The sequence below is a fragment of the Tessaracoccus yangjingae genome (assembly GCF_054483935.1).
The window spans coordinates 3535217-3551245 of the sequence record NZ_CM137014.1; the positions used below are offsets into that span (position 1 = coordinate 3535217).

The following is a 16029-nucleotide window of genomic DNA, read 5'->3' on the forward strand; positions in this document are numbered from 1 at the left end:
AGTCACTGTCAGATAACGCTGACGCTAGCGCATGAACGGCCATGCGCAACAGGGGGTAAAGGACGCAAAAACGCAAGCCAGCGCGCGGACCATGGGCTCTTGGGACCCTTCACGTAAACTTGGGCCCATGAAGTCTGCCTCCCTCAGCCAGAAGGCGTACTCCGTCCTCATGTTCCTCGCGGTGAGCGTGCTCGCCGGCCTGCTCCTGTCGGGTCTCGCGGTGCCGTTCGCCGCGCTCGCGGGCGGCAGCGCGAAGATGGCGGCGGACTCGCTGGAGTTCCTCCCGGCTGATCTGGAGACGCCGCCACAGTCGGAGCGCTCCCGCGTGCTCATGGCCGACGGCTCGGTGCTGGCCACCTTCTTCAACGAGAACCGCGTCTACGTGCCGCTCTCCGAGATCGCCCCGGCCATGCAGGACGCTCAGATCGCTATTGAGGACCACCGCTTCTACGAGCACGGCGCCATCGACTTCCAGGGCTTCGGCAGGGCCTTCGTCAAGACGATGACCGGCGACACGCAGGGCGCGTCGACGCTGACGCAGCAGTACGTCAAGCTGGTCCGCGTCGAGTCCGCCGTCGCCGCGGGCGACAAGGAGGCCGTCCGCAAGGCCACCGAGGTGACGATCGACCGCAAGATCATCGAGGCCCGCTACGCCATGGCTCTGGAGGAGCGCCTCACCAAGGACGAGATCCTCGAGCGTTACCTCAACATCGCCTACTACGGTGAGGGCGCCTACGGCGTCGAAGCCGCCGCGCAGCACTATTGGGGCACGACGGCCAAGGACCTGACGCTGGACCAGGCGGCGATGCTGGCTGGGCTCGTGCAGAACCCGGTTGCTCTGAATCCGGTGAAGAACCCGGACAAGGCCATCGAGCGCCGCAACTTCGTGCTCAACCGCATGGCAGAGCTTGGCATCATCAGCGAGGAGCGCGCGGCCGAGGCCAAGGCGGTCCCGTTCGATCCGGCGAAGGTGACCCGGACCGCGAACGGCTGCACCTCGTCGCCGTACCCCTTCCTGTGTGACTACGTGCGGCGCACGCTCCTGAGCGACCAGATGCCCACGATGGGCGACACGCAGGAGGAGCGGGAGAACCTGCTCAACCGCGGCGGTCTGACCATCCAGACGCTGATCGACCCCTCCGCGCAGGCCTCGGCCGAGGCGGCCGTGGCCGACCTCATCGCCCCCACGGATCCCGTCCTCGCCGGCGCGGCGCTGATCCAGCCCAGCACGGGGCTGATCGTGGCCCTTGCCCAGTCGAGGCCGGACATGGGCACGGACCCCGGGGAGACCTACTACAACTACAACGTCGAACGCTCCATGGGCGGCGCCGAGGGTTACCAGGCCGGTTCGACGTTCAAGACGTTCACCATGGCCGCCGCGCTGGACCTGGGTATGACCCCGGGGCGCGAGTACACCGCGCCGGAATCGTTGCCCCTGGAGGGCATGACCTTCAAGAACTGCACCGGCCCGTTCGTGTTCAAGCAGGACCACACGGTGCGCAACTACAACCGCGGCTACGGCCAGATCGACATGATCCGCGCCGCGGAAGACTCCGTCAACACCTACTTCCTGCAGCTGGAGGCCGACGCGGGCATCTGTGCGTCGATCGACAAGGCAGTCGCGGCCGGCGTCAAGATGTCGACGGGCCAGGACCTCCGGATCAACCAGAACTACCCCACGTTCGTGCTGGGTACCGCGGAGGTGACTCCCCTGTCGATGGCCGAGGCGTACGCCACCTTCGCCAACCGTGGCATCCACTGCACGCCCATCGTCCTCGAGTCGGTCGTCACGAAGGACGGCTCCGAGTTGGCGGTTCCGCCGGCCGACTGCCAGCAGGTGATCCGCCCCGAGATCGCCGACGGCGTCAACCACATCCTCCAGAGCGTCATCAACAACGGCACCGGCCGCCCGGCGCGGCTGGCCGACCGCCGTCCCCAGGCAGGCAAGACCGGCACCATCAACGACAACCAGGCCGTCTGGTTCGCGGGCTACACCCCCGAGATGGCCGGCGCGGCTTGGATCGCGATCGACAAGACCAACCCGTGGTACGAGACCAGGAACAAGACGCTGAAGAACGTCCGGCTCCCCAGCGGCACCTACCTGCGCGGCTCCGGCGGCGGCGACGCCGGCCTGATCTGGAAGGCCGCGATGGCGGCGGCCCTCGCGGACAAGCCGAAGACCGCCTTCACCACCCCCACCTCCGAGGTGCTCGAGGGCGTGAAGGTTCCGCTGCCGGACGTCTCCGGCATGGGCTACAACGAGGCCAAGCGCACGCTCGAGGCGGCCGGCTTCCAGACGGAGCGGTGGAGCGTCTACAGCAGCCGCCCGGAGGGCACGTTCCTGGGCATCTCGCCGACCGGATCCGCCATCAAGTTCTCGACGGTGCAGCTGAAGGTCTCGCAGGGCCCACGGCCCGAGCCCAAGCCTGAACCCGTGGCGCCGGAACCCGTCGCTCCTCCCGCGACGGAGGCGCCGGCGGAGGAGGCCGCCGCACCGGCTGCCCCCAACCCGCCGGGCAACCCCAACCGATGAGGCGGCCGGTGCTGCGCGCCCTCGGCGCCACCGCCGCCGTCGGCGCCGCCTGCTTCGGCTGGGGCCTCGCCGAGGCCGCGATGTTCACGGTGCGGCGGGTGGAAGTGCCCATTCTGCCGGCCGGCGGGCGGCCGCTGCGGATTCTGCACGTCTCCGACATCCACCTGACCACCAGCCAACACTTCAAGCTCGACTTCATGCGGTCGCTGGCCGAGCTCGAGCCGGACCTCGTGGTCAACACCGGTGACAACATCGCCCAGGCGGAGGCGGTGTTCCCGCTCCTCGCGGCCTGGAACAGGCTCCGGTCCGTGCCGGGCGTGTTCGTGTTCGGCTCGAACGACTACTACAAGCCCTCCTTCCGCAACCCGCTGCGATACCTCACGCACGGCGCGTCTGAAGCGACGGGGCCCTCCTCGCCCAACCTTCCCTGGGAGAAGCTGCGCGACGGTATGGCCAAGCACGGCTGGGTGGACCTCACCCACCGTCGGGCGACCCTGGAGGTCAACGGGTACACGCTGGCCTTCCGCGGGGTCGACGACGCCCACCTGGGCCGCGACGACTACCCGACGGTAGCGGGGCCGGCGGACCCCCAGGCGGATCTCAACATCGGCGTCACCCACGCCCCCTACCTGCGCCTCCTGGACGCCATGACCGCCGATGGGATGGACCTCATCTTCGCCGGGCACACCCACGGCGGCCAGGTCTGCGTGCCCGGCTACGGCGCGCTCGTCACCAACTGCGACCTGGACGCCGCCCGGGTCAAGGGGTTGTCCTCGCACAGCTTCGGCGGGCGCACCTCGCAACTCCACGTGTCGGCCGGGGTGGGCACCTCCCCGTACGCTCCGTACCGGTTCGCGTGCCGCCCCGAGGTCACCCTGCTGACGCTTGTTCCGGTTTCACACTGACCGTGCCGATGGGCTAGTATCTCCGTTGGCCCCAGGGCCAATCGGGGTGTGGCGCAGCTTGGTAGCGCGCGTCGTTCGGGACGACGAGGCCGCAGGTTCAAATCCTGTCACCCCGACGCAGGTCGAGAGAAGTGGGCAAGCGCCCATGCCTCTCGACTTTTGTCTTTCTGGGGACTCGGCGCTTGTTCGGCCTGCGGTCCATCCCCCGTCGGGGGTGACGCACCACTCGGGCACGGGCCCTACGCTGCACCCATGGCCGACACAGACCCGACCGCAGACACACTGTCCCGGGACGATGCCCTCACCACGCCGGATGCTCACGCCACGGCCGTACCCGCGCCCCCGCCGCCGCGGGCGACCCGCCGCGTGGCGGTCGACCTCAGGCGCCCGTTCGCCTGGGGCTTCACCGTCACGGCCGGCGGGCTCGTCGCGATCGCGCTTGGCGGTTCGCTGGCTTCACTGTCGACGGTCCTGGTCTCGATCGGGGCCGCCCTGTTCATCGCCATGGCGCTGGAGCCGCTCGTCCAGTGGCTGGAGAACCACCGGATGTCGCGCGGGCTGGCGATCGGCGTGGTCTTCGCGGCGTTCGCCCTCATCCTCAGCGCCGTCGTCGCCATCGTGGCCCCCGTGGCGGTGGGTCAGGTGGCCGCGCTGGCCGGGGCCATGCCCGGCTACATCGCCAACCTGCAGAACGCGGACTGGTTCAAGGCGATCAGCCAGGCCACAGGGCAGGGCGACTTGTATGCCGCGCTCCTGGCGCAGGCGCAGGCCTGGCTGTCGAACCCGGAGAACATCCTTGCTATCGGCGGGGGCGCCCTGGCGGTGGGCACCGGCGTCGTCCAGCTGATCTCCACCAGCCTGATCGTCCTGGTCCTGACCCTGTACTTCCTCGCCTCGATGCGGGCGATGAAGTCCGCCCTCCTGCAGCTCGCCCCGGCCTACTCGCGGCCGAAGCTGGGCGAGATGACCGAGCAGATCAGCGAGGCCGTCGGCGGTTACGTCTCCGGTATGGCCATCCTGGCGGCCGCCAACGCCGTTTTCACGTTCCTCCTGCTGACCATCCTCGGGGCGCCGTTCGCCGCGCTGCTGGGGTTCCTGGCCCTGTTCATCACCTTCATCCCCATGGTGGGTCCGGTCATCTCCTGGCTGTTGATCACGGTGGTGACCCTCTTCAGCTCGCCGGTCTCGGCGCTGATCTTCGCCGTCGTCATGTTCGCCTACATGCAGTTGGAGGCCTACGTGTTCACGCCCAAGGTGATGACCAAGGCCGTCGACGTCCCCGGATCCCTGGTGCTGATCGGCGCGATGGTCGGCGGTAGCCTCCTCGGCCTCCTCGGCGCCCTCGTGGCGGTTCCCGTCACGGCCTCGCTGCTCATGATCCTCAAGGAGATCCACATCCCCAGGCAGAACGCGAAGCTCCACCGGGAATCCTGAGAGACCGGCCCTGTCGTGCCCCGTTCGGGGCATACGATCGGCGCAGCGTTCCCCGTCGCGGTATCGGGGACGTATCGCGCAAAGGAGCGGGACCATGAACGTGAAGCTACTTCGATCGGCGGCGCTGGCAGCGGGCATGCTGCTCGCCCTCACCGTGATGCCCGCCACGCAGGCCTCGGCTGACAGCAGCTCCAGGGCAGAGCACCAGCGGATCGTCGACTTCTGGACGAAGGACAAGGTGGCCCAGGCCAAGCCACGCGACTTCGTCCGCGACCCGGCCACCGGGACCTTCACCCAGGTGGCCGAGCCCACCGCCGCCGCGCTCGGCGCTCCGTGGGTGGACGCCGGTCTGGTCCAGAAGACCACGGGCAAGGTGCTCTTCGCGATGGGCAAGTCCTACTACGTGTGCTCCGCCTCCGTCGTCGAGGACGCCGTCAGCGGCAGGTCGATCGTGGTGACCGCGGCGCACTGCGTCTTCGACAACAAGAAGGCGCAGTTCGCGACCAACTGGCTGTTCGTCCCCGACTATGACTCGAAGCCCGTCGACCTGACGCGCAGCGGGTCCTTCTGCGCCGAGACCCAGTTCGGCTGCTGGACCGCCACCGCCCTCGTCGCCCACCGCGGCTTCACCTCGCAGCGGAGGTTCAACACAGAGGCAACCCTGCACGACTACGCCTTCGCCGTCGTCGGACTGGGCGGGAACGGCAAGGCGCCGGCGCAGCTGGACCAGACGGTCGGGGACCAGGAGATCGTCTTCGAGACCCAGGCCGCCGGCGCGGACACCCACCTGTTCGGCTATCCCGCGGGGGCGCCCTACGAGGGCAGGGAGCTCATCTACTCCCAGGGCCCGCTCGGCACGGACCCCCTCAACGACGACCTGACCTACCGCGTCCCCAGCGACATGACCGGCGGATCCTCCGGTGGACCCTGGTACGTCGAGTTCGCCAAGGGCGCCGGCGTCACGATGTCGGTGAACTCCTACGGCTACTCCGGCATCGCCGCCATGCACGGGCCGAAGTTCGACGCCAAGACAGCCGCGGTGTACGACGCCGCCACCACCGCGGCGGGCAACACGATCGTCGGCTGACCTACCCCCGTCGCCCCAGAGCACCGGTCCTCAGCAGGTACCGGTCAATACACGCCCTCGGCGAGGAGGCGGATCGGTGGTTCCCTAAGCTGGGGGGACCACCGATCTCAGGAGCGACGATGACCTGGAACGCGCTGCGCACCACCCACTACGTCAACGGCCGGTTCACCGACGACGAGCCCACGCTGAGCGTCGAGAACCCCGCCACCGGCGAGGAGCTCGCCAGGGTGGCGGACGCGGATGCCGCGACGGCGATGGCATGCCTCGACGCCGCCGTCGACGCGGCCGCCGGATGGGCCGCCACCGAGCCGCGCTTCCGTGGCGAGCTGCTCCGGGCCGCCTGGGCCAGGATCCTGGAGCGGGCCGACGAGTTCGCCGAGACGATGACGCGCGAGATGGGCAAGCCCCTGGCCGAGGCCCGCGGCGAGGTCACCTACGGCGCGGAGTTCCTGCGCTGGTTCGCCGAGGAGACCCCTCGCATCCACGGCCGCTACACCGTCGCCCCCGTCGGCGGGCAGCGGCTGCTCACCACGAAGCAGCCCGTGGGGCCGGTGCTGGCCATCACCCCGTGGAACTTTCCCCTCGCCATGGCCACCCGGAAGCTGGGGCCCGCCCTGGCGGCCGGCTGCACCGCGGTCCTGAAGCCGGCCCAGCTCACTCCCCTCACGTCGCTGTTGTTGATGGACGTCTTCGACGAGGTGGGCGTGCCCGCCGGCGTGGTGAACTGCTTCGTGTCGTCCTCGGCCTCCGCCACCACCGGCCCCCTCATCGCAGACAGGCGGCTGCGGAAGCTGACCTTCACCGGGTCCACGAGCGTGGGCGTGAGGCTGCTGGAGCAGGCCGCGGCCAACGTGCTGAAGACCTCGATGGAGCTCGGCGGCAACGCGCCGTTCCTGGTGCTGCCGAGCGCGGACGTGGACCGCGCCGTGGAGGGCGCGCTCGTGGCGAAGATGCGCAACATCGGGCAGGCCTGCACCGCCGCGAACCGGATGATCGTGCACAGCAGCCTGGCCGACGAGTTCACGGCCAAGCTGGCCGCCCGCGTCGGCGCCATGCGCGTGGGCGACGGCATGGCGTCCGGGACCGAGGTGGGGCCGTTGGTGTCCGCGTCGGCGCTCGACGACGTGGAGGCCATGGTCCGGGAGGCCGTCACCGACGGTGCCCGCGTGGTGGTGGGCGGCTCCCGGGTCGAGGGGCCTGGCCACTTCATGCAGCCGACGGTACTGGCTGACGTGGCGCCGTCGTCGCGCTGCTTCCGCGAGGAGATCTTCGGCCCCGTCGCTCCCGTGGTGTCCGTCGACTCCGTCGACGAGGCCGTGGCGCTGGCCAACGACACCGACTTCGGCCTGATGAGCTACGTCTTCGCCGAGGACCTCACCGAGGCGCTCACCACCGCCGAGCGATTGGAGTCAGGCATGGTGGGGCTCAACTCCGGGCTGGTGTCCAACCCGGCCGCCCCCTTCGGCGGGGTGAAGAGCTCCGGGTTGGGGCGCGAGGGCGGGCCCGAGGGCATCGAGGAGTTCCTCGAGATCAAGTACATCGGGATGGCTCTGGCTTAGGGAACCCACCCGGCCGACGTCAGTAGTCGGTGGCGGCGCCGTTGGCGTCCAGGCAGCGCAGCCCGGGAACTCCCGTGGGCACCCCGTTCTGCGTCAGGTCCGCGCACGGCATCGCGTCCTGGAACGCGACGATGTAGTGCCACCGCTGCTCGGTGATGCCCCACACGGTGAGGCTGTCGCCGCATGTGGTCTGCTCCTCGCCGAAGACGAACCCGTCGCGGTGGACCGCCCTGACGTCCACCTGGGTGGTGACGCACCCCGTCTCGTCGGCGTAGCCCAGGCGGACGCCCAGGAACTCCTGGAACGACGCGGGCAGGCCGGCCTGGGCGCGCGCCTGCTCGGGGCTGCTGAGCGAGGCGGCCACCGCGGACCACGGGCCTCCCTCAGGGGTGGGCTGTTCGACGGGGCTGAGCGACGCCGTCGGCGCCAACTCCAGTGACGGCTCCGGATCCGGGGCGGGCTGGGCGGACTCCGCCGGCGCGGCGGTGGTCGACGGCATCGGGGAGGCCGCGGGCGTCGTCTGGCCGGCGGTGGGCTGCAGTGGCGTCTGCGCCGCTCCGGTGCACGAGGTGAGCCCGGACACGACGACGACGGCCCCAACGGCCAGAATGGCACTGCGCATGCCACCGACGGTATCAGGGGTCCATAGAACGGGGTGCCTGCAGGGCTCGGCCCCTCGGGGCTACGGTGGAGGCGGAAACGCTCAATGACGATGCGTACACCCGAGGCAGTGTCGCAATGAGGAGACCCATGTCAACCGCAACCGAAACCCGTTCCCTGACCCGCTCCGACCTTCCCGCCACCGGCATCGCACCCACCCACCCCAGGCTCCTGGCCTGGCTCGACGAGGTGGTCGGGCTGTGCAGGCCGGACGCGATCCACTACTGCGACGGGTCCGACGCCGAGTGGGACCGCCTCGTCCGAGAGCTCGAGGCCAAGGGCACGATCATCCGGCTGAACGAGAAGCTGAAGCCCAACTCGATCCTGGCCCGCACCGACCCCGACGACGTGGCCCGCGTGGAGGACCAGACCTTCATCTGTTCGGTGGACGAGCGCAACGCCGGCCCCACGAACAACTGGATGGACCCGGAGCAGATGAAGCGGATCATGAGGCCGCTCTACGACGGCGCCATGGTGGGCCGCACCATGTACGTGATGCCGTTCTGCATGGGCAGCCTCGACGCCGAGGACCCCAAGTTCGGCGTCGAGGTCTCCGATTCGGCCTACGTGGCGCTCTCGATGAAGATCATGACCCGCATGGGCGCCGAGACCCTGGCCCGCATGGAGGAGACGGACGCGGACTTCGTGCCGGCGCTGCACTCCGTCGGCATGCCGCTGGGCGATGGCCATGAGGACGTGCCGTGGCCGTGCAACGAGATCAAGTACATCGTCCACTTCCCGGACGAGCGGCTCATCTGGTCCTACGGCTCCGGCTACGGCGGCAACTCCCTGCTGGGGAAGAAGTGCTACGCGCTGCGGATCGCGTCGGCGATGGCCCACGACGAGGGCTGGCTGGCCGAGCACATGCTGATCCTCAAACTCACCTCGCCCGAGGGCCGGCAGTACCACGTGGCCGCGGCCTTCCCGTCGGCCTGCGGCAAGACCAACCTCGCCATGCTCGAGCCCACCATCCCTGGGTGGACGGTGCAGACCCTGGGCGACGACATCGCCTGGCTGCGTTTCGGCGCCGACGGACGCCTCTACGCCACGAATCCGGAGACCGGGTTCTTCGGGGTGGCGCCGGGTACCAGCTACGAGACCAATCCCAACGCGATGCGCACGCTCGAGGCCGGCAACACGATCTTCACCAACGTGGCGCTCACCCCCGACGGCGACGTGTGGTGGGAGGGCATGACTCGGGAGCCCCCGGAGGTGGTGACGGACTGGAAGGGCCGCGAGTGGCGCGCCGGGACGGGCCCCGTCGGTGGCCGCCCCAACGAGAAGGCCGCCCACCCCAACAGCCGGTTCTGCACCCCGATCGCCCAGTGCCCCATCCTCTCGGAGGACTACTACTCGCCTCAGGGGGTCCCGCTCGACGCGATCATCTTCGGCGGCCGTCGCGAGAACACCATCCCGCTGGTCACCCAGTCCCGGGACTGGCAGCACGGGGTGTTCATGGGCGCCACGTGCTCGTCGGAGACCACCGCCGCCGCTGCGGGGGCGGTGGGCGTCCTCCGCCGCGACCCGATGGCCATGCTGCCTTTCATCGGCTATCACGTGGCTGACTACGTCCAGCACTGGATCAGCATCGGCCGGCACGCCGACGCGGACAAGCTGCCGAAGGTGTTCTACGTCAACTGGTTCCGGCGCGACGCCGACGGCCGCTTCATGTGGCCCGGGTTCGGCGAGAACTGCCGGGTCCTCAAGTGGGTGGCCCAGCGGGTCGACGGTTTGGCCGAGGCGGTGGAGACCCCGATCGGGTTCCTGCCCGCCGAGGGCAGCCTCGACGTCGACGGGCTGGACATCGACGAGGACGACCTGCGCGACGTGGTCTCCTACACCGAGAGCGAGTGGCGCGACGAGGTGCCGCGCATCGGGCGCTGGTTCGACACGTTCGGCTGGCGCCTCCCCCGGGAGCTCGTCGACGAGCTGCGCACGCTGGAGACCGCCTTCGGGAGGACGCAGACGGAGCTCTGACGGGCCTGCACGATCGGAATCCGGGAGCCGGCCGCTGGGGTGGCCGGCTCCCGGTTTCTCAACTTCCGGTTCAGTCCACCCGCCCCAGGACGATGCCGGGCAGGTCGGGGGCGGCCTCCGAGTAGTCGACGGCGCCGTCGAGCGCCTCCACCGCGCGGTCGAAGCGCTCCGGGGTGGCGGTGTGGAGGGTGAACAGCGGCTGGCCGGCGACGACGCGATCGCCCGGCTTGGCATGCATCTCCACCCCGGCCACCGCCTGGACGTCGTCCTCCTTGCGGGCACGCCCCGCACCGAGCCGCCATGCCGCGACACCGACGGCGTACGCGTCCATCCGGCTGAGGTAGCCGTCGCCCTGGGCGGCGATGGTGTGCTGGTGCTCGGCCACGGGCAGGGGCGCGTCGGGGTCGCCGCCCTGCGCCGCGATCATGCGCCGCCACACGTCCATGGCCCGCCCGTCCCGCAACGCGGGCGCCGGGTCCACGTCCGGCCTGCCGGCCGCGGCGAGCATCTCGCGGGCGAGCTCGACGGTCAGCTCCACCACGTCGGCCGGGCCGCCGCCGGCCAGCACCTCGACGGACTCCCGCACCTCCAACGCGTTGCCGGCCGTCAGCCCGAGCGGCGTGTCCATGCCCGTGAGGAGCGCGACGGTGGTGACGCCGGCATCCTTGCCGAGGTCCACCATGGTGCGGGCCAGCTCGGTGGCCTGGTCCAGCGACTTCATGAACGCGCCGGAGCCCACCTTCACGTCGAGCACCAGCGCCCCGGTGCCCTCGGCGATCTTCTTGCTCATGATGGAGCTGGCGATCAGCGGGATGGCCTCGACGGTGCCGGTGGTGTCGCGGAGGGCGTAGAGCTTCTTGTCCGCGGGCGCCAGGCCCGAGCCGGCCGCGCAGATCACGGCGCCCACGTCCTCCAGCTGCGCGAAGATCTCCTCGTTGCTCAGCGCCGCGCGCCAGCCGGGGATGGCCTCCAGCTTGTCGAGGGTGCCGCCCGTGTGGCCGAGCCCGCGGCCGGACAGCTGCGGGACCGCCACGTCGAACACCGCCACAAGAGGCGCGAGCGGAAGCGTGATCTTGTCCCCCACTCCCCCGGTGGAATGCTTGTCGGCCGTCGGCCGGCTGAGCGTGGAGAAGTCCATCCGCTCGCCGGAGGCGATCATGGCCGCGGTCCACCGGGCGATCTCGTCGCGCTCCATGCCGCGGATCAGGATGGCCATGGCCAGCGCGGACATCTGGTAGTCGGCGACGGCGCCCCGCGTGTAGGCGTCGATCACCCAGTCGATCTCGGCGGGGCTCAGCCTGCCGCCGTCGCGCTTGGTCCGGATGAGGTCAACGACGTCGAAGTTCATGTCGCTCAGGCTAGCCGCGCCCGTGCATGCGGGCACGACACGCCGTCGAAATCGCCCCTGGGCGACACAGCGGGCCGCGGGCCCCCGCGCGGCCGGACTTTGGTGCCCGGTCGGCGATCTGGCAGGATCGAAGCGCTACGCCTCCCGCGCCCGGCCCCGGCTCACAGCCCCCGGCGCCCACCCCACACCGGAAGATCCACATGTCGAAGGAAGTTCTTCGCGCCCGCTGGGGCGTCATCCTGCTGTTCTGGCTCAACGGGGTGGCCTGGTCCTCGATCCTGCCCCGCTACCCGGAGATCAAGGTGGCGTTGGAGGCGTCGAACACGGCGTTCGGTGTCGCGGTGGGCCTGGGGCCTGTGGGCGGACTGATCGCCGGCCTGTTCACTGCCCGGCTGGTGCGCCGGTTCTCGTCGGCGACGGTGGCGGGGGTCACGCTCATCGCGGGCATCGCCATGCTCAACGCCGTGGCAAACGCGCCGACGCTGCTGCTGTTCTCGGCCTCGCTGGCGACCATGGCGGCCATGGACGCCATCACCGACATCTCGATGAACGCCCACGGGTTGCGGGTGCAGAAGCTGTACGGGCGCACCATCCTCAACTCGTTCCACGGCTGGTGGTCCATCGGCGCGGTCTGCGGCGGCTTCCTCGGCTCGATCGCGGCCCAGATCGGCATGGCGCTGTGGCTGCAGGCCCTGGTGGCGACGGCGGTCTTCGGCGCCATGGCGCTGTTCGCCCGCACGCTGCTGCTGCCCGGCAAGGATCAGGAGCCGGTCGACGAGGAGGCGGCGGCCGAGGTCCGTCCGCAGCGCCGCATCCCGGCCTCGCTGTGGCTGCGGCTCATCGCGCTCGGCCTGCTGGGCGCGTCGGTGGGCCTGGTGGAGGAGAGCGCCGCGTCGTGGGGCGCCATCTACATGGACGGCATGTTCACGGTGATCCCCTTCGTGGCCGGCCTGGCGTTCGTGGCGCTGCAGGGCGCGCAGATGATCGGCCGGTTCACGGGCGACGCGCTGGTCAACCGGATCGGCGCTCGCCCGGCTGTGACGCTGGGCGTGAGCATCGCGGCGGCGGGGATGGGTGTCGCGGTGGCTTTTCCGCACCCGGTCACCACCATCCTGGGCTTCGCCTGCGCGGGCTGGGGCATCGCCACCGCCATCCCGTCGGCCATGCACGCCGCCGACGAGCTCCCGGGCATGGCGCACGGCTCGGGGTTGACCTTCGTCACGTGGCTGATGCGGCTCGGCTTCTTCGCCGGCCCGCCGTTGATCGGCATCGTCGGCGACACCGTCAGCCTGCGCTGGGCGCTGATCGTCGTGCCCATCGCCGCGCTGCTGGCGCTGGCGCTGACCCCGGCCCTCACCCCGCCCCGGAACGCGCGCCCCACCGTCCTGTGAGGGAGTTGAGCCTGACACGGCTCTCGACACGGCACGTTGAGCCTGATCTGGGCCTCAACCGCGAGAATCAGGGATTTGATCGTTCCACGGCACTTGAGAGCCAGATCCGGCTCAACGCGAAGGTGACACGACGGGGAGCGTGGTTGACTGGGGCGCATGACGCTGCACCTGCCCTCCCCCCGCACCGCTGACCCGATGACCGCCCCTCCACTGCGGTGGGGGGTACTCGGCACCGGCTGGATCGCCGGACGCTTCGTCGAGGCGCTGCACACCCACACCCGGCAGCGGGTGGTGGCGGTCGGCTCCCGCACCGCCGGGAAGGGCGCGGAGTTCGCCGCCCGGCACGGCGTTGAGCGCAGCGTCGTGGGCTACGAGGCGGTGGTATCCGACGCGGAGGTGGACGTCGTCTACGTGGCCACCCCCCACAGCGAGCACCGCGACAACGCCCTCCTCGCGATCGCCGCCGGCAAGCCTGTGCTGGTCGAGAAGGCCTTCACCCGCAACCTCGCCGAGGCCACCGAGGTGGTCGACGCGGCCCGCGCGGCCGGCGTCGCCGCCATGGAGGCCATGTGGGCCCGCTTCCTCCCCCACATGGACGTGGTACGCCAGGTCCTGGCCGACGGCGCCCTCGGCGAGATCGAGACCGCCTTCGCCGACCACGGGCAGTGGTTCCCCAAGGATCCCGACTTCCGCCTCTTCGACCCGGCCAAGGCCGGCGGCGCCATGCTGGACCTCGGCGTCTACCCGGTCAGCTTCGCGCACTTCGCGCTGGGCACCCCCGGCGCCGCCGTGGCGGCCGGCACTAAGGCCTTCACCGGCGTCGACCGCCAGATCTCCGCGCTGTTGACCGGCTTCGAGCGGCACCCCATGGCGCACGGCATCGTGACCACGACGCTGGCGGCCCCGACACCGACCAGCGCCTTCATCGCCGGCGACGAGGCGCGCCTCGAGATCCCCGGACCCTTCTACGGCCCCCAGGTGGTGACGGTCCGCCGTCGCGACGGCGGGATCGCATCCTCCGACGAGCCCGCCATCCGCGACCACGCGGGGCTGTGCTACCAGGCCGCGCACCTCGCCACGGTGATCTCGGAGGGCAGGCCCGAGTCGGACCTGCTGCCGCTCGACGAGACGCTGGCCGTGATGGCGACGATGGACGAGCTGCGCCGCCAGGTGGGCGTCACGCTCCCCGGCGAAACCCTCTAGGCGAGGGCCTCCGCGACCTCCGCGTCGAGCATCCCGACGACGGCGGCGCGCGCCTGCTCCGGTCCGGGGCTGGCGCGCACGGCGTCGAGCATCGCGCGGCAGGTGTCCAGGTCGTGGCGGGCCAGCGAGGCCTTCACCGAGCCCACCTTGCCCACGGCCATGGACAGCGACGAGACGCCCGCGCCGGCCGCCACCAGGGCGAGCAGCGGGTCCCCGCCCACCTCGCCGCAGATGCCCACGGGCTTGCCGTCGGCGCCGCGGACGGTGGCGGCGACCAGGTCCCACAGGGCGGGCTGCCAGCCGCTGAGCAGGGGCGCCAGGGAGCCGTTCATGCGGTCGGCGGCGAACAGGTACTGGGAGAGGTCGTTGGTGCCGATGGAGGCGAAGTCGCAGGCCTCCAGCACATGCCCGGACCGCAGCGCCGCCGCCGGGACCTCCACCATGGTGCCGGCCGTCGGGAGCCCGGCGTCGCGGCACCGGGACGCGAACCAGGCCGCCTCCTCCGCCGTGGCCACCATGGGCGCCATCACCCAGACCTCGGCGCCGGTGGCCTCCCGCGCCGTCGCGAGCGCGGTCAGCTGGTCCGTGAGCAGGTCGTCGCGCTCGCGCTGCAGGCGCAGTCCCCTCACTCCGAGGGCCGGGTTCTCCTCGGGCCCCAGGTCGGCGAAGGCCAGGGGCTTGTCGGCGCCGGCGTCGAGGGTGCGGACAACCACCTTGCGGCCGGTGAACGCCTCGAAGACCGCCGTGTACGTGGCCGTCTGCTCCTCGACGGAGGGGGCGGTGGTGCGCTCCAGGAACAGGAACTCGGTGCGGAACAGCCCGGAGCCCTCCACGTCGGCCTTCGCCGCGCGCTGCGCGTCGTCGGCCGTGCCGATGTTGGCCAGGATCTGGATCCGGTGACCGTCGCGCGTGGCGCCGGGCCCCTGTGACAAGGCCTGCAGCGCGAGCCGGTGCTCGTTGCGCGCGCCGAGCACCGCGGTCATCGCGGCGTCCGGATTGATGATGACCTCGCCGGTGGCCCCGTCGAGACCGAGCGTCTCCGGTCCGGCCGCCAGCACGCCGGTGGCCTGGACGACGGCGGGGATGCCCAACTGCGCCGCGAGGATCGCGGTGTGGGAGGTGACCCCGCCCGCCTCGGTGACGATGCCGAGCACGCGGGCCGGATCAAGGGTCGCGGTGTCCGCCGGCGCAAGGTCGAGCGCCACGATGATGCTGGGCTCGTCGAACTCCGGCACCCCAGGTGCAGGGCGGCCGAGCAGTCGTGCGGCGGCCCTCTGGAAGACGTCACGCAGGTCGCTCTGCCTCTCGGCCATGTAGGCGTCGAGCCCCGCGAGGAGCTCGCAGTACTGCTCGACCGCCAGGTACAGCGCGTCGACGGGGCCGTGGCCCTCGCCGGTGAACGAGCCGACCGCGAACAGAAGCCCCGGGTCGCGGGCCATCATCGCCGTGGCCTCGAGCACCGGCCGGGCGTGGCCGTCGGCCCGGCGGGCGCGCAGCTCCATGTCCGCCGCGACCGCATCGAGCGCCTCCGCGACGGCGGCCTCGGCCGCGGCCGGGTCGTCGGTGCGCACGCCGGGGGGTGTGATCTGACTGGTGGTGACGATGACCGCCGGGCCGTGCGCCGAGCCCGGGCTGACGCCGATCCCGCGGATGCTCATGCCGCCGGTTGGTCGTGGTCGATCGTGAGGAACGCGGCGAGGGTGTCCAGGGCGGCCTCGGCTCCGTCGCCGCTGGCGGCCAGGGTAACGACCTCGCCGTGCTTCGCGCCGAGCGTCATGACGCCCAGCATGCTGCGCGCGTCGACGGGGGGCCGGCCCTCCTTCTGGATGGTCACGCGCATGCCGAGGCGGTTCACCGCCTGGACGAACAGGTTGGCGGGGCGGGCATGCAGGCCCGAGGCGGAGGCGATGGTCACTTCACGGCTTGGCATTT

The 16029-nt window shown here is 70.8% G+C and carries 12 protein-coding genes and 1 tRNA gene; 9 read left to right on the forward strand and 4 right to left on the reverse strand.

Going from position 1 to position 16029, the window contains the following annotated elements; translation table 11 throughout:
* Positions 1-127: 127 nt before the first annotated feature.
* The 6 genes from ACX1D3_RS16075 (at position 128) to ACX1D3_RS16100 (ending at position 7518) form a co-directional block, all read left to right on the forward strand.
* The gene (locus ACX1D3_RS16075) at positions 128-2533 is read left to right on the forward strand and encodes a transglycosylase domain-containing protein (protein WP_458994806.1); all 2406 of its coding nucleotides are present in this window, start codon (positions 128-130) and stop codon (positions 2531-2533) included.
* Positions 2530-3438 carry a metallophosphoesterase gene (locus tag ACX1D3_RS16080; RefSeq protein WP_458994807.1) on the forward strand — a complete coding sequence of 303 codons (909 nt, stop codon included), beginning with the start codon at positions 2530-2532 and terminating at the stop codon, positions 3436-3438. Before ACX1D3_RS16075 ends, ACX1D3_RS16080 begins: the two co-directional genes overlap by 4 nt.
* 42 nt (positions 3439-3480) lie before the next feature.
* Positions 3481-3554: transfer RNA gene (locus tag ACX1D3_RS16085), tRNA-Pro, on the forward strand.
* Between the two features lie 136 nt (positions 3555-3690).
* Positions 3691-4872 carry an AI-2E family transporter gene (locus ACX1D3_RS16090; protein WP_458994808.1) on the forward strand — a complete coding sequence of 394 codons (1182 nt, stop codon included), beginning with the start codon at positions 3691-3693 and terminating at the stop codon, positions 4870-4872.
* 94 nt (positions 4873-4966) lie between these two features.
* Positions 4967-5959, forward strand: coding sequence for a trypsin-like serine peptidase (locus ACX1D3_RS16095; RefSeq protein WP_458994809.1), 993 nt, complete (start codon positions 4967-4969; stop codon positions 5957-5959).
* Positions 5960-6078: 119 nt separating this feature from the next.
* Positions 6079-7518: an NAD-dependent succinate-semialdehyde dehydrogenase gene (locus tag ACX1D3_RS16100; protein ID WP_458994810.1), complete on the forward strand. Its 1440-nt coding sequence runs from the start codon at positions 6079-6081 to the stop codon at positions 7516-7518.
* Positions 7519-7537: 19 nt separating this feature from the next.
* Here ACX1D3_RS16100 and ACX1D3_RS16105 read toward each other — a convergent pair whose 3' ends face one another.
* Positions 7538-8140, reverse strand: a complete 603-nt coding sequence (locus tag ACX1D3_RS16105; RefSeq protein WP_458994811.1) for a hypothetical protein — start codon at positions 8138-8140, stop codon at positions 7538-7540.
* Positions 8141-8268: 128 nt separating this feature from the next.
* Here ACX1D3_RS16105 and ACX1D3_RS16110 point away from each other — a divergent pair, with 128 nt between their 5' ends.
* A complete protein-coding gene (locus ACX1D3_RS16110) occupies positions 8269-10155 on the forward strand; it encodes a phosphoenolpyruvate carboxykinase (GTP) (protein ID WP_458994812.1) in 1887 nt (628 codons plus the stop codon).
* Positions 10156-10225: 70 nt separating this feature from the next.
* Here ACX1D3_RS16110 and ACX1D3_RS16115 read toward each other — a convergent pair whose 3' ends face one another.
* Positions 10226-11503 carry a thymidine phosphorylase gene (locus ACX1D3_RS16115; protein ID WP_458994813.1) on the reverse strand — a complete coding sequence of 426 codons (1278 nt, stop codon included), beginning with the start codon at positions 11501-11503 and terminating at the stop codon, positions 10226-10228.
* Between the two features lie 200 nt (positions 11504-11703).
* On the opposite strand from ACX1D3_RS16115, the gene ACX1D3_RS16120 reads away from it, so the two are divergent.
* On the forward strand, positions 11704-12894 hold the full coding sequence (locus ACX1D3_RS16120) for an MFS transporter (RefSeq protein ID WP_458994814.1): 1191 nt from the start codon (positions 11704-11706) through the stop codon (positions 12892-12894).
* A gap of 156 nt (positions 12895-13050) precedes the next feature.
* Positions 13051-14097, forward strand: coding sequence for a Gfo/Idh/MocA family protein (locus ACX1D3_RS16125; RefSeq protein ID WP_458994815.1), 1047 nt, complete (start codon positions 13051-13053; stop codon positions 14095-14097).
* Here the strand turns inward: ACX1D3_RS16125 and ACX1D3_RS16130 are convergent.
* On the reverse strand, positions 14094-15755 hold the full coding sequence (locus tag ACX1D3_RS16130; protein WP_458994816.1) for a phosphoenolpyruvate--protein phosphotransferase: 1662 nt from the start codon (positions 15753-15755) through the stop codon (positions 14094-14096). The two genes, ACX1D3_RS16125 and ACX1D3_RS16130, sit on opposite strands and share 4 nt — an antisense overlap.
* Positions 15752-16027: an HPr family phosphocarrier protein gene (locus ACX1D3_RS16135; RefSeq protein ID WP_458994817.1), complete on the reverse strand. Its 276-nt coding sequence runs from the start codon at positions 16025-16027 to the stop codon at positions 15752-15754. The genes ACX1D3_RS16130 and ACX1D3_RS16135 overlap by 4 nt, the downstream gene beginning before the upstream one ends.
* Positions 16028-16029: the final 2 nt, after the last annotated feature.

Coding starts and splice junctions, on each gene's coding strand:
- ACX1D3_RS16075 (WP_458994806.1), top strand. CDS start 128: ATGAAGTCTGCCTCCCTCAGCCAGAAGGCGTACTCCGTCCTCATGTTC.
- ACX1D3_RS16080 (WP_458994807.1), top strand. CDS start 2,530: ATGAGGCGGCCGGTGCTGCGCGCCCTCGGCGCCACCGCCGCCGTCGGC.
- ACX1D3_RS16090 (WP_458994808.1), top strand. CDS start 3,691: ATGGCCGACACAGACCCGACCGCAGACACACTGTCCCGGGACGATGCC.
- ACX1D3_RS16095 (WP_458994809.1), top strand. CDS start 4,967: ATGAACGTGAAGCTACTTCGATCGGCGGCGCTGGCAGCGGGCATGCTG.
- ACX1D3_RS16100 (WP_458994810.1), top strand. CDS start 6,079: ATGACCTGGAACGCGCTGCGCACCACCCACTACGTCAACGGCCGGTTC.
- ACX1D3_RS16105 (WP_458994811.1), bottom strand. CDS start 8,140: ATGCGCAGTGCCATTCTGGCCGTTGGGGCCGTCGTCGTCGTGTCCGGG.
- ACX1D3_RS16110 (WP_458994812.1), top strand. CDS start 8,269: ATGTCAACCGCAACCGAAACCCGTTCCCTGACCCGCTCCGACCTTCCC.
- ACX1D3_RS16115 (WP_458994813.1), bottom strand. CDS start 11,503: ATGAACTTCGACGTCGTTGACCTCATCCGGACCAAGCGCGACGGCGGC.
- ACX1D3_RS16120 (WP_458994814.1), top strand. CDS start 11,704: ATGTCGAAGGAAGTTCTTCGCGCCCGCTGGGGCGTCATCCTGCTGTTC.
- ACX1D3_RS16125 (WP_458994815.1), top strand. CDS start 13,051: ATGACGCTGCACCTGCCCTCCCCCCGCACCGCTGACCCGATGACCGCC.
- ACX1D3_RS16130 (WP_458994816.1), bottom strand. CDS start 15,755: ATGAGCATCCGCGGGATCGGCGTCAGCCCGGGCTCGGCGCACGGCCCG.
- ACX1D3_RS16135 (WP_458994817.1), bottom strand. CDS start 16,027: ATGCCAAGCCGTGAAGTGACCATCGCCTCCGCCTCGGGCCTGCATGCC.